Source organism: Mycobacterium sp. (genome assembly GCF_002863225.1).
GTDB lineage: Bacteria > Actinomycetota > Actinomycetes > Mycobacteriales > Mycobacteriaceae > Mycobacterium.
The window spans coordinates 94,126-107,781 of record NZ_PKEK01000052.1 but is presented as its reverse complement, the minus strand read 5'-3'; the positions used below and the strand labels follow the sequence as shown (position 1 = coordinate 107,781).

The window sequence follows — 13,656 nt, the reverse complement described above, 5'->3', positions numbered from 1 at the left end:
ACTGCGATTCAGTAGCCTGGCACCGTGCAGATCTTGGTCGTCGACAACTACGACAGCTTCGTCTTCAACCTGGTGCAATACCTGGGCCAGTTGGGTGTCGAAGCGACGGTCTGGCGCAATGACGACGCGCGGTTGTCCGACCCGGCGGCAACGGCGGCGGAAGTCGACGGGATCCTGCTGAGCCCCGGCCCGGGCACCCCGGAGCGGGCCGGAGCGTCCATCGATCTGGTCCGGGCCTGCGCGGCGGCGCGCACTCCGCTGCTGGGCGTCTGCCTCGGCCACCAGGCCATCGGGGTGGCGTTCGGCGCGACCGTCGACCGCGCCCCGGAGCTGCTGCACGGCAAGACCAGCAGCGTCCACCACACGAATACCGGTGTGCTGCAAGGGCTTCCAGACCCTTTCACCGCAACCAGGTATCACTCGCTGACGATCATGCCGGAGACGCTGCCCGCCGAACTCGAGGTGACCGCCCGTACCGACAGCGGCGTGATCATGGGCGTGCGGCACGCCGACCTGCCGATCCACGGTGTCCAGTTCCACCCGGAGTCGATCCTGACCGAGGGCGGCCACCGGATGCTGGCCAACTGGCTGGCCGACTGCGGCCAGACCCGTGACGAGGGTCTGGTGGACAAGCTGGAAAGCGAACTGGTGGACAGTCTTGCCACCGTGCGTCAGTACGACCCGGCTACTGACCGAACTTCAGCGTGATGCTGCCGTCCCGGGTGGCACCCTGACCCGCGCTCGGGCTCTGGTACACCACCCGGTTGTGCTGCGAACCGCCGGCGTCGACGTCGGGTCCCCGGTCCAGTACCCCCACCCAGCCCATCGCGCGTAACCGCGGTTCGGCGTCGGTCCAGAACATCCCGGTGATGTCGGGCATCACGAACTGGTTGCCCTTGGAAACCTGCAACTCGATCACCGTGTCGACCGGAACGTTGCTTCCCGCAGGCGGATTGGTGCCGATGACGGCGCCGGCGGGCTTGGGACTGTCGATCGCGGCCTGGGCGAACTTGGAGAAGCCGTAGACGGTCAGGTTCTTCTGGGCCTCGTCGGCGGTCTGCCCGGCGACGTCGGGAATCTGCTTGCTGGACGGGCCCGACCCGATGATGACCGCGATCTCGTTGGTGATCGCCGAGGTCTGGTTGGCCGGCGGATTGGTGCCGACCACCTTGTCCTTGGTCTCCGGGGTCGACGGCGAATGCACCTGCTTGAAGCGGGTGAATCCGGCGGCCTTGAGCTTCTTGATCGCCGCCGAGTAGCTCAGCGACGACACGTCGGGCACCTCACGCTGCTCGGGACCGGTCGACACGTTGACCGTGATCAGCTCGCCGGCACCGACTTTGGTGTTGGCACCCGGGTCGGTGCTGATCACATGGTCCGGCGGAACCGTCGAGTCGGGCTGCTGTTGGGTGCGGGTCTTGAAGCCGTGGTTCTGCAGCGCCGCGATCGCGTCGGCGGATGCCTGGCTGCGGACGTCGGGCACCTGCACGTTGCGCATGCCGCCGCCCAGGGTGTTGATCAGCACGGTGACCACCACGGTCAGCACGGCCAGCGCCGCGACGGCGATCACCCAGCGGCTCACCGACCCGGGATTGCGCGGGCGGACGAAGTCCAGCTGCTGGCGCGGCAACGGATTGGTCTGGGTGCCCGCCGAATCCGACGAGTGCGGCGAGGACATCAGCGACGAGCGATCGGCCTCGGTCAGGATCTTGGGCGCTTCCGGCGGTTCGCCGTTGTGCACCCGGACCAGGTCGGCGCGCATCTCGGCAGCGGTCTGATAGCGGTTCTCGGGGTTCTTGGCCAGTGCCTTGAGCACGACCGCGTCCAAGTCCGCGGAGATGCCCTCGTAGCGCTGCGACGGCGGAACCGGGTCTTCGCGGACATGCTGATAGGCCACCGCGACCGGCGAGTCACCGACGAAAGGTGGTTCGCCGGTGAGCATTTCGTAGAGCACGCAGCCCAGCGAGTACACGTCGGAGCGGGCGTCGACGGTGTCACCGCGGGCCTGCTCGGGCGAAAGGTATTGCGCGGTACCGATCACCGCGGCGGTCTGGGTGACGCTGTTGCCGCTGTCGGACAGCGCCCGTGCGATGCCGAAATCCATCACCTTGACCGCGTTGGTGTGCGAGATCATGATGTTGGCCGGCTTGACGTCGCGGTGGATGATGCCGTGCTGGTGCGAGAAGTTCAGGGCCTGGCAGGCGTCGGCGATCACCTCGATGGCCCGGGTGGGTGTCATCGGCCCGTCGGTGTGGACGATGTCGCGCAGCGTCACGCCGTTGACGTACTCCATCACGATGTAGGGGAGCGGGCCGGCCGCGGTCTCGGCCTCGCCGGTGTCGTACACCGCGACGATCGCCGGATGGTTCAGCGCGGCAGCGTTCTGCGCCTCCCGGCGGAAGCGCAAGTAGAAGCTGGGGTCGCGAGCCAGGTCGGCGCGCAGCACCTTGACCGCCACATCTCGGGAGAGCCGGACATCCCGGGCCAGGTGGACCTCGGACATGCCACCGAAGCCAAGGATCTCACCGAGTTCGTAGCGGTCGGACAGGTGCTGCGGGGTGGTCATCGCGGTTTCTCGTGTTGGGACGTCATCACGCAGGACAACGTCTGCGCGGACGCCCATTGGGGTGTGGGCAGCATGCATTGCCCTCCAGGATTACCCGTATGCACCCGATACGTCCAATTTGTTGGATTCGCCGGCGCCGTTTCGGACTTGCTGGGCGGGGCTCCGGTGTCGGTCACGGTGGGTGCCGAGGGTTGCTGCTGCGAATTGTTGCCGTGCGAGTTCATCACGATGAGGATCGCGATGATGATGGCCAGGGCGCCCAGCACCCCGGCGGCCCACAACAGTGCCCGCTGACCGGAAGAAAACGTCCGCCGCGGCGGCGGGGTGCGATGACCGCCGGTGGCCGGCTTCGTGCGCCGGGCGGCCGGTGCCCGGGTGGTGGCGGCGGTCGAGGCCCGGGTCTGCGTTCCGGACGGGATGGCCGCCGGGGTGGCGCGCCCTCCCCCTGCGGCCTGGTTGGGCCGGGGCGGGCGGCGGCCGGCCCGAACCGCGGCCACGGCGTCGGCGAACGGTCCCCCGCTGCGGTAGCGCATGCCCGGGTTCTTCACCAGGGTGATCTCGATCAGCTCGCGCACGTTGGGCGGCAGATCCGACGGCAGTGGTGGCGGGGCCTCTTTGATGTGCTTCATCGCGACGGTCAGGGCGCCGTCACCGGTGAAGGGGCGCTTGCCCGAAACCGCTTCGTAGCCAACGACTCCCAGCGCGTACACGTCGCTCGACGGCGTCGCGTCGTGACCCAGCGCCTGCTCGGGAGCGATGTACTGGGCGGTGCCCATCACCATGCCGGTCTGCGTCACCGGCGCCGCGTCGACGGCCTTGGCGATACCGAAGTCGGTGATCTTCACCTGACCGGTCGGGGTGATCAGAATGTTCCCCGGTTTGACGTCGCGGTGCACCAGCCCGGCGGCGTGCGCCACCTGCAGCGCCCGGCCGGTCTGCTCGAGCATGTCCAGGGTGTGGCGCAGCGACAGTCGTCCGGTCCGCTTGAGCACCGAGTTGAGCGGCTCACCGTTGACGAGTTCCATCACCAGGTACGCGGTGCGACCCTCGCCGTCCATCTGCGTCTCGCCGTAGTCGTGCACGCTGGCGATGCCGGGGTGGTTGAGCATCGCGGTCGTGCGCGCCTCGACGCGGAACCGCTCGATGAACTCAGAGTCTTGGGAGAACTCCGCCTTCAGCACCTTGACCGCGACGCGCCTGCCCAGGCGGCTGTCGACGGCCTCCCACACCTGCCCCATGCCGCCGGTGGCAATCAGTCGCTGCAGGCGATAGCGGCCAGACAGCGTCACACCTACTCGCGGGCTCATGGTCCTCCCTGGAGCGCGGCCTCGATGACGGCGCGCCCGATGGGTGCGGCAAGAGCACCCCCGGTCGCCGACAACCGGTCCGCGCCGTCTTCCACCAGCACCGCGACGGCCACCTTCGGAGCTTTCGCGGGCGCGAAAGCGATGTACCACGCGTGCGGTGGTGTGTGGCGCGGGTCGGTGCCGTGCTCTGCCGTACCAGTCTTGGATGCGATCTGCACGCCGGGGATCGCCCCTTTCTGCTGTGTCACATTCTCGGCGCCGACCATCAACTCAGTCAGCTTAGCCGCGACCTGCGGGGACACCGCACGGCGCTGTTGGTGCGGCGCAGTCGTGCTGATGTTGGCCAGGTCAGGTCCCTGCAGGCTGTTGACCAGGAAGGGCTGCATGGTGATCCCGGCATTGGCGATGGTAGCGGCAACCACCGCATTTTCCAGCGGCGTCACCGCCACATCCTTCTGCCCGATGCTCGACATCCCCAGCGCCGCGGCGTCGGGGATCGGGCCGATGGTCGATTCGGCGACCTGCAGCGGCGTCGGGTCTGGGACGGAGTCCAAACCGAACGACTGAGCCATCCCGCGGATGGCGTCGGTGCCGGTGAGCAGGCCCAGCTGGACGAAGGCGGTGTTGCAGGAGTGGGCGAACGCTTCACGCAGCGTCACGGTCTCGGCGTTGACGCACGCCTGGCCACCGTAGTTCTCCAGGCTGGCGGTGCTGTCCGGCAGCGGAATCGACGCCGCCGCGGTGAGCTCGTCGTCCTCGGTGGCGCCGTTCTGCAGCGCCGCCGCGGTGGTGATCACCTTGAACGTCGAGCCGGGCGGGTAGGTCTGCGAGATCGCGCGGTTGATCAGCGGCGAGTGCGGATCGTCACGAAGGCTCTGCCACGTCCTGGCCTGTTGCTCCGGGTCGTGCGAGGCCAGCTGGTTGACGTCGAACGACGGCGAGGACACCATCGCCAGGATCCTGCCGGTCGACGGCTCCAGTGCCACGACCGCGCCACGGCACGGCCCGCTGCAGCCCTGCTGCATCGCGTCCCAGCCGGCCTGCTGGATGCGGGGGCTGATGGTGGTGTCGACGGTGCCGCCGCGCGGATCGCGGCCGGTGAAGAAGTCGGCCATGCGCCGGCCGAACAGCCGCTGGTCGGAGCCGTTGAGCAACGGGTCCTCGGCCCGCTCCAGGCCGCTGCTGGAATAGCGCAGCGAGTAGAAGCCGGTCACCGGCGCGTAGACCGCGGCGTTGGGATACACCCGCAGGAAGCGGAAGCGGCTGTCGGTGGCCACCGAATAGGCCAGCAGTTGGCCGTCGGCGGTGATCTGCCCGCGTTGCCGGGAGTACTCGTCGAGCAGCACCCGCTGGTTGCGCGGATCCGACCGCAGGCCGTCGGCGTTCAACACCTGAGTGAGCGTGGCGTTGAGCAACAACAGAACGATCAGCGCCATCACGGTCATCGAGATCCGGCGTAGAGAGGTGTTCATACCCGCTCGATCACCTCGGTGTTGGAGCTGGCGATCGGCGCGGTGCTGCGCTCCGGCGAACGGAACGGGCGACGCGCCGAATGCGAGATGCGCACCAGGATGGCCAGCAGCACATAGTTGGCCACCAGCGAGGAGCCGCCATACGACAGCCACGGGGTGGTCAGCCCGGTCAGCGGAATGAGATTGGTGACGCCGCCGACGACGATGAACAACTGGATGGCCAGCGTGGACGCCAGGCCCGCGGCCAGCAGCTTGCCGAAGCTGTCCCGCACCGCGATCGCGGTGCGCATCCCCCGCACGATCACGATCGTGTAGAGCATCAACAGGCCCGCCAGCCCGACCAAACCGAGCTCCTCGCCGAACGCCGCGGTGATGAAATCCGTTGCCGCAGCGGGCACCGTGTCCGGTTGACCGTTGCCCAGCCCGGTGCCGAACACTCCCCCGGTCGCGAAGCTGAACAACGACTGCACGATCTGATAACCGGCGCCGTCAGGGTCGGCGAACGGGTCCAGCCAGGTCTGGACCCGGACCCGGACATGGCTGAAGGCGAAGTAGGCCAGCACACTTCCGAAGGCGAACAGCGCCAGGCCGAGCACCACCCAGCTGAATCGCTGGGTGGCCAGGTACACCACCACCAGAAACGAGGCGTACAGCAAAAGTGAAGTGCCCAAGTCTTTTTCGAAGACCATGACGCCGATCGACGCCGTCCAGGCCCCGAGCAGCGGTGCAAGGTCGCGTGGCCGGGGCAGGTCCATCCCCAGCACGTGTTTGCCGGCGCTGGTGAACAGACCGCGCTTGGCGACCAGGACGGCCGAGAAGAAGATCAGCAGCAGGATCTTGGAGAACTCCGCGGGCTGAATCGAGAAGCCGGGAAGGCGAATCCAGATCTTTGCGCCGTTCTGCTCGGACAGCGACTTCGGCAGCAGCCCGGGGATGGCCAGGATGATCAACCCGGACAGCCCGCATACGTAGCCGTAGCGCGCGAGTTGGCGGTGGTCCTTGAGCAGGATCACCACCGCGGCGAAGGCGCCGAGGCCGACCAGCGTCCAGAGGATCTGCGGGTTGGTGACGGCGCGGCCACTTCCCTCGGCCAGCCGCTCGTCGAGGTCGAGCCGGTGAATCATCACCAGGCCCAAGCCATTCAGTAGCGCCACGACCGGCAGCAGCAGCGGATCCGCGTAGGGCGCATAGCGTCTGATCGCCAGGTGCGCGACGGCGAACACCGCGAAAAAGCCGGCCGCGTAGTTGAACAGCTGCCAGCTGAGCCCACGTTCCTGATCGGCCTGCACGATGGCGAAAGCCGCGGCGGTGATCACTGTCGCGAAGCCCACCAGCAGCAGCTCGGCATTGCGCCGATTCGGCAACGAGGGTGTGACAGTGACGGGCGCCTGCGGCTGCGTCGTCATTCCGGAGTCCGGCAGTCGGTGCCCGGCTGAGGTGGCGGTGGCGACAACGCTGTGACGGTGGGCGATGCCGGCAGCGCCGTCAGCGGCGGGCCCGGCGAAGGCTCTTGTGTCGCTGAGCTTTCCGCACTCGGCGGAGGTGGAGGCGTCGCGGACGGAGCAGGCGCCGGGGCCGGCGATTGAGCCCGGGCCAGCGGACACAGCGGTAGCAGTGATTCGGTGGCCAGCTGCCGCAGTTGGGCGTTGGCCTGCTCGAGCGTGCCGACCGGCAAGCCGGCAGCCACTTGCGCACGAGGCGACTCGGCGAGATCCGACGGCTTCATCAACCGGCAGCCCTTGTCGGCAGGCGTGCCGATTCGGATCACGGACAGCTGGTTTCGGTTGTTCAAGCAGCCTTGCGAATACGGCTGATGCAACGGCATTCCCAGGATCGACACTTGGATGCCCTGCATGATCGACACCGCGCCGTTGTAGTCGGTGACGTAGTAGTAGCTGCGGATCACCTGCCGTCCGACGGCGAGGGCGGCGAGCACCAACAGAAGGGCCAACACGGCGCCGATCAACAACCGCCGCCGCGACCGTCGCGGCGGTGGGGACGTATCTATCTGCGCCGGAACACGTTTGGCGACATCTTTGCGCGGGTTGAGCGCAGATGCGCGGCCCGCGGAGGTATTCGGCCGGGTCAGCGGGTCGCGGACGTCGGTGTCACCGGACACCGCGCCGGCGATGATCGGCTGGGTGGGGCCGTAGTCGTAGTCGACGACGTCGGCGACCACCACGGTCACGTTGTCGGGGCCGCCGCCGCGCAACGCCAACTCGATGAGCCGGTCGGCGCTGTCGGTGACGTCGGGAATCTTCAGGGCGTCCTGGATCGTCTCGTCGGTGACCGGATCCGACAGCCCATCGGAGCACAGCAGGTATCGGTCGCCGAGGCGCACCTCTCGCATGGTCAGCGTCGGCTCCACCTCGTGGCCGGTCAGCGCGCGCATGATCAGCGACCGCTGCGGGTGACTGTGCGCTTCTTCCTTGGTGATTCGGCCGTCGTCGACCAGCGTCTGGACGAAGGTGTCGTCTTTGGTGATCTGGGTCAGCTCGCCGTCGCGCATCAGGTAACCCCGTGAGTCCCCGATGTGAGCAAGCCCGATCCTGTTGCCGGCGAACAGGATTGCCGTCAGGGTCGTTCCCATGCCTTCGAGATCGGGTTCCATCTCGACCTGCGCGGCGATCGCGGAGTTGCCGGAGTGGATCGCGGCGTCGAGTTTCGCCAGCAGGTCGCCGCCGGGCTCGTCGTCGTCGAGATGGGCCAGGGCGGCAATCACCAACTGCGACGCGACTTCACCGGCGGCATGACCACCCATGCCGTCGGCCAGCGCCAACAGACGCGCGCCGGCGTACACCGAGTCTTCGTTGTTGGATCGGACCAAGCCGACATCGCTGCGCGCTGCGTAGCGCAAGACCAAAGTCACGGACGCAACTCAATCACCGTCTTGCCGACACTCACCGGCGTGCCAATGGGAACCCGTACCGCCGTCGTCACTTTCGCCCTGTCAAGGTATGTACCGTTGGTCGATCCTAGATCCTCGACGTACCATTCCGTGCCGCGCTGGGAAAGTCGCGCGTGCCGCGTAGAGGCGTAGTCGTCGTTGAGTACCAACGTAGAGTCATCGGCCCGGCCGATCAGTACCGGCTGGCCGCTCAAGGTGATGCGCGCACCCGACAAGGCCCCTTCGGTGACAACCAGATAGCGCGCGGCTCCTCCCCGTTGCCGTGCCGGCAACAGGGTGCCGCGCAATGTCAGTCCGCGACGCACCATCACCGCGCCGGTGGGGGCGTAGATGTCGGTACGCAGGATGCGCAACACCGACCAGATGAACAACCACAGCAACATCAGGAAGCCGGCCCGCGTCAGTTGCAGCACGAGTCCCTGCATCTGGCGCCTCCTCCGTCCTGGTTGCCGCGGTCCTCACGTGCCCGGATATAGCAACGTCACGATACTTGGACGGAGGTCGGCGCGCGGTCAAGCTGCATGGCGGGGCGACCGACGAGCTCAATGGATGTGGACGACGATCTCCGAGTGGCCCAACCGGATCACATCGCCGTCGGCCAACTGCCATTCCTGGACGGGCGCGTTGTTGACGGTGGTGCCGTTCGTGGAGTTGAGGTCCGACAGCAGCGCGACGTGTCCGTCCCACCGAATCTCCAGGTGCCGGCGCGACACACCGGTGTCGGGCAGCCGGAACTGAGCGTCCTGACCGCGACCGATGACGTTGGCGCCCTCACGCAGCTGATAGGTGCGCCCGCTGCCGTCATCGAGCTGCAGGGTGACCGCTGAACCGGCGGCCGAGTAGCCGCCGCCCTGGCCGTACCCACCCTGTCCGTAGCCGGCGGATTCCGCCGGCTGACCGTAACCCTGGTCGTAGCCGCCCTGGTCGTAGCCGCCGCTGGGCGCCGCGTACGGCTGCTGCCCGTAGTCCTGGCCCTGGCGACCGTATTCGGGCTGCTGTCCGTACTCCGGCCGGCCGTAGCCGCCGCCTCCGCCGTAGCCCTGGTCGTGTTCGGGGTAGCCGCCGCGCTGCTCGGGTGCGCCGTAGCCGCTGTCGTCCTGGCGAGCCGGGCCCCGACCGTAGTCGGCGTACCCGTCGTAACCCTGGCCGCCGGCGGCCGGTGGCTGGCCGTAGCCACCCTGGCCGTAGCCCGCATCCGGACGCTGCCCACCGCCGTAGCCGCCTTGCTCGGGGTAGCCGCCGCGCTGGCCGTAGCCGCCCTGCTCGGGATAGCCGCCGCGCTGCTCGGGTGCGCCGTAGCCGCGCTGGTCGTAGCCGCCCTGTTCCGGGTAGCCGCCGCGTTGCTCGGGTGCGCCGTAGCCGGCCTGGTCCGGGTACCCGCCGCGCTGGTCGTAACCACCCTGTTCGGGGTAGCCGCCGCGCTGTTCGGGTGCGCCGTAGCCGCCTTGCTCGGGGTAGCCGCCGCGCTGGTCGTAGCCACCGCGCGGTTCCGGCGCCGCATGCGGGTCGTCCTGCGGACGCGCATACGGGTCGTCGTAGTAGTCGTCACCGGGCCGACCCGGTCCCTGGCCACCGCCGTAGCTCGAATTCTCGGTCATCGCTGGTACTCCTGGTTCTGGGTGGAACGCATGGTCTGATTGTGGCGGGGCGAGCTCGCCAGCGCTTAGCCGGGGCTCGGCATCGGGGTTGACAGCGCCGCGGGTGCGGAACTGTCCGGTGTGCAGATTCGCCGAGTGCTCGAACCGGACAACCACGTCACCATATGTTTGCCACCCCTGTTCGCCGATGTATCCCGCCAAATGCCTGGCGAAAGCGTCCGACGTGAGGTCCGGGTCGGCGCCCACTTTCTGGTAGTCGTGCATACCGAGGGTAATGATGTATTCGTTGGGAGCCAAAAGGCGATTGCCTGCGACGGGACGCGTTCCCTCGCCGGCCTCTCGGCGCAGCATCGCCTCGATTTCTTGCGAGACGATGGAACCGCCGAACACGCGGGCAACCGCATCGCCGACAGAGGACTCGAGTTTGCGCTCAATGCGTTGAACGAGCCCCCTTTGGCTGCCCATGTCTGTCGTCCTTGCGGTCGGTGCCCCACGCGGACCTGGTACGGCGTGTCGCGTGACGCGTGTTGTACCAGCATGCTATCCGGCAGGCCCAGCACAGCGGCACCTCCAGAACTCTGAGAATCCCGTTGCGCCAGGTCAATACCGGCGCCAGCCGATTTGGGGGTGCCCGCTAGTTGAGTGATAGGCTCCACCGGTTGTTTAGGGCGAGTGGCGGAATGGCAGACGCGCTGGCTTCAGGTGCCAGTGTCCTTCGGGACGTGGGGGTTCAAGTCCCCCTTCGCCCACATTTGTGAGTTCCACGAACTCCAGGCGCAAAGGCTACGACCTCACTAGAGGCCGTGGCCTTCGTCTTTTGCGGACGCGGTTCGATTGACAGATGTCGGATCGGTGATCCGGGATCTGGTTGGGTGAGTCGCTTTCATTGGGTGACTCCACGTCGGGTCTCTGTGCAAACATCACCGCGTGACGACTTGCTCTGAAACCGAGCGCCCGCCTGACACTCCTACACCTGCGTCCGCCCCAGACCCGCAGCATTCTGGCGCGCGATGGTGGAGCCTCGACATCCATGCCCACTCACCTGCGTCCTTCGACTACGGAGGCATCGATGGCAAGGCCAGTGATGCACCCAGGCCCTCATTCAAAGAATGGGTCCAGGCATACATCGATGCGGGGGTCGACGGCATCGCCATCACGGACCACAACTCCCATGAAGGCATCGATCAAGCCCGCAGGGCGTTAGAAGAGTTGCGTCGAGATAACTCCGAGCTTCCTGACTTCGTGATCTTCCCGGGCGTCGAGATAACGGCAAGCGGGGGCACTCACATCCTAGGAATCTTCGACCCTGCGCGTGAAGCTGAAGTCGTCAATCAAGTGTTGGTGCTCTGCGAGTACAAAGGCACTCGCGGACACAGTGACGAAACCGCCAACAAGACCGTCAGCGATGTGGCCGCGATCATTCAAGGCAATCGCGGCATCTGTATTCCAGCCCATGCCGACAAAGCCCGCGGCGTCTTTGGCATGGATCGCCGGGAGTGCAAAATCCTGGCTAGTTCGGGTTCCATTGCTGCAGTCGAGGTGGTTGACGACGCGGAGGTCAGTACCGCAGATCGACTCGGATGGGTGTCAGTCCTTGGGTCCGACGCACACCACTTGACCACCGACGGGTGCCCTGCGGAACAGGAGGCGAAAGCCCCGGGCACCCATGTGACGCTTGTAAAGGCAGAAACGCTTGACCTTGAAGGGGTTCGGCTGGCTTTAACCGATCCCGCTGAATCCGTGCGGCGGTGCAGGCGCGGCTATAGCGACCCGAACAGCGTAGAACACGGGTACATCAGTCGGATAACGGTCTCGCGTAGTAGCACGACAGAAGTCTATCGATTTAGCCCATGGATGAACTGCCTCATTGGCGGGCGCGGAGTCGGTAAATCGACGGTCATCGAACTGCTCCGGTTGGCGCTCGGACGCAGCCACGAGCTGACAGGTTCTGTGGCGAAGGATCTGGGACGGTTTCAACCGGCCGCGGAGCCCAGCGAGCGTTGGTGGGATAGCCAGACCCGCATCGTTGTGGAATACACGAAAGACAGTAGACAGCTAAGGATTACGTGGTCTGGTGCGGAGCCAGACAAACCAGTGCTAGAGCATCGAGATGGCCCCGACTGGGAGAAGCAATCTGGGTTGCCTGTCGACCGCGCACCGATCCGTGTGTTCAGCCAAAAACAGGTATACGAGCTCGCCACGTCCCCGCAGAGCTTTCTCGCGATCTTGGACGACATGCAAGCAATCCGGAAGCCTGAGTGGGACGAAGAGTACGAACTACTGAGGCTCGAGTTCAAAGGCGAGCGAAACAAGCTGCGTCAACTCCTTGCGGAGACAGATAAAGCTGACCGAATACGCGGCAGATTGGAAGAAGTCCAAGGTCGGTTGCGACACTTCTCCGCGCTTCGGGCAACGGAGCAGTATCAAGAGCTGACGTCAACGGAAACACGCATTAGTGATGCCAACAGTGCCGAACAACAGGCCCAGAGCATCGAACAAAGCCTGGCCACCTGTGCAAGCACGCTTCGCAATCTTCAGTCCGATGCGCTGCAGGTAGACGAATATACCGACAGAGCTGCGTCTTTCATTGCAGCAGCAGATCTCGTTGAGCAGGCTAGCGCTGGCCTGCGGGACGCGCGTGCCTCTTGGGAGACGCGGGCGACTGGTGATGTATGGAAGGAACGTGTAGAGCAGCTGAATGCCTGGCTGGCTGAGCAAGGCAACGTACCTAATATGTCTCCTGAGCAAACTCAGCAGGATCGACAGCTAGAAGTCCAGCTCCAAGCCGAACTACGCGATCTGGCGAACTACGAGCAACGACAAAAGGAGCAGCAGACCAAGATCGATCAAATTCTGGCGCGCCTCCTTTCGAAGCGGGCCGACATCTTCACTAGGCGGCGGAATTACGCACAAGAACTGGGCAGTGCTGGCACGCTAACTCGAGTCGATATCTATCAACAAGGCGACGTCACCAACGTCGGAGATCAACTGCGTGTGCTCCTGAACTGTCCGGATTCGTTCGGTTCGGCATTCGGCAAGGACGGCATCGCTGCGTCCCTACTCCGTGGTCAGCCGAAGAATCCAAACTTTCCGAGAGACGTACAGAGTTTCAAGGAGGCCCTTGTTGAGTTAGTCCAAAAGGGCGCCGAATCCGAGATCGGGCGATCACTCAAGGTTGATGGCAGATTTTACAGCCGCCTATCTAATGCGGACACATTTGATCTATCCACCAACATCATGCTCTGGTTCCCAGAGGATCTTGTCTCCGTTTTATATCGACCGGTCGAAGGAGGCAACCTGACGCCTGTCGACCAAGGTTCTCCAGGGCAGAAGACTGCGGCTCTCCTCACCGTCATTCTTCAGATGGGGACCGATCCGCTCCTGCTCGATCAGCCAGAGGACGATCTTGAGAACAAGCTCATCAGGCGGCTCGCTGTAGAAACTTTGAAGAACATCAAGACTCGGCGACAAATAATCGTCTCCACCCACAACGCCAACATCGTCGTCACGTCGGCTGCCGAGAACATCCTTGTGCTTCAACACGGTGACGTCCTCCCAGGTACGGAAGCCGAAGGGACTCTTCAGAAGAACGACGTAAAGAAGAACGTCTGCGAGATCCTCGAAGGTGGGGAAGATGCCATCAAGATGCGATACCGGCGTCTGATCGACGCCACGTACAGGTCATGACCTCACGGCGCCCAATGGGCAGCGCGTGAATGGATCCGGGCCGCACACCAACTGCCTCACTGAAAAAGCATGCCGCTACCGGCGAGATGGGGCGTGTAGCGGTGACCCGCCTTAGGCG

9 protein-coding genes and 1 tRNA gene are annotated in these 13,656 nt (G+C 65.4%); 3 read left to right on the top strand and 7 right to left on the bottom strand.

The window, feature by feature from the left end; all coding sequences use genetic code 11:
- The first annotated feature begins 24 nt into the window (after nucleotides 1-24).
- Nucleotides 25-708: an aminodeoxychorismate/anthranilate synthase component II gene (locus tag CYU59_RS18690; protein ID WP_293001378.1), complete on the top strand. Its 684-nt coding sequence runs from the start codon at nucleotides 25-27 to the stop codon at nucleotides 706-708.
- Here the strand turns inward: CYU59_RS18690 and pknB are convergent.
- The 7 genes from pknB to CYU59_RS18655 all read right to left on the bottom strand — a co-directional run bounded on the left by pknB (nucleotide 686) and on the right by CYU59_RS18655 (nucleotide 10,316).
- A complete protein-coding gene (gene pknB, locus CYU59_RS18685) occupies nucleotides 686-2,566 on the bottom strand; it encodes a Stk1 family PASTA domain-containing Ser/Thr kinase (protein ID WP_293001376.1) in 1,881 nt (626 codons plus the stop codon). The two genes, CYU59_RS18690 and pknB, sit on opposite strands and share 23 nt — an antisense overlap.
- Complete coding sequence (locus tag CYU59_RS18680; RefSeq protein ID WP_293001374.1) at nucleotides 2,563-3,873, bottom strand: serine/threonine-protein kinase; 1,311 nt, start codon at nucleotides 3,871-3,873, stop codon at nucleotides 2,563-2,565. The genes pknB and CYU59_RS18680 overlap by 4 nt, the downstream gene beginning before the upstream one ends.
- The gene (gene pbpA, locus CYU59_RS18675) at nucleotides 3,870-5,345 is read right to left on the bottom strand and encodes a D,D-transpeptidase PbpA (protein WP_293001372.1); all 1,476 of its coding nucleotides are present in this window, start codon (nucleotides 5,343-5,345) and stop codon (nucleotides 3,870-3,872) included. Before pbpA ends, CYU59_RS18680 begins: the two co-directional genes overlap by 4 nt.
- Nucleotides 5,342-6,751, bottom strand: coding sequence for an FtsW/RodA/SpoVE family cell cycle protein (locus tag CYU59_RS18670; RefSeq protein WP_293001370.1), 1,410 nt, complete (start codon nucleotides 6,749-6,751; stop codon nucleotides 5,342-5,344). The genes pbpA and CYU59_RS18670 overlap by 4 nt, the downstream gene beginning before the upstream one ends.
- Complete coding sequence (locus CYU59_RS18665; protein WP_293001368.1) at nucleotides 6,748-8,214, bottom strand: PP2C family serine/threonine-protein phosphatase; 1,467 nt, start codon at nucleotides 8,212-8,214, stop codon at nucleotides 6,748-6,750. Before CYU59_RS18665 ends, CYU59_RS18670 begins: the two co-directional genes overlap by 4 nt.
- Nucleotides 8,211-8,678: an FHA domain-containing protein gene (locus tag CYU59_RS18660; RefSeq protein ID WP_293001366.1), complete on the bottom strand. Its 468-nt coding sequence runs from the start codon at nucleotides 8,676-8,678 to the stop codon at nucleotides 8,211-8,213. Before CYU59_RS18660 ends, CYU59_RS18665 begins: the two co-directional genes overlap by 4 nt.
- Nucleotides 8,679-8,795: 117 nt before the next feature.
- Nucleotides 8,796-10,316, bottom strand: a complete 1,521-nt coding sequence (locus CYU59_RS18655; RefSeq protein WP_293001364.1) for an FhaA domain-containing protein — start codon at nucleotides 10,314-10,316, stop codon at nucleotides 8,796-8,798.
- A gap of 201 nt (nucleotides 10,317-10,517) precedes the next feature.
- Between CYU59_RS18655 and CYU59_RS18650 the strand changes: the two genes are divergently transcribed.
- Nucleotides 10,518-10,600: transfer RNA gene (locus CYU59_RS18650), tRNA-Leu, on the top strand.
- A gap of 178 nt (nucleotides 10,601-10,778) precedes the next feature.
- Nucleotides 10,779-13,538 (top strand): TrlF family AAA-like ATPase, encoded by a 2,760-nt coding sequence (locus tag CYU59_RS18645; RefSeq protein ID WP_293001362.1) that lies wholly within the window; start codon nucleotides 10,779-10,781, stop codon nucleotides 13,536-13,538.
- Nucleotides 13,539-13,656 lie beyond the last annotated feature (118 nt).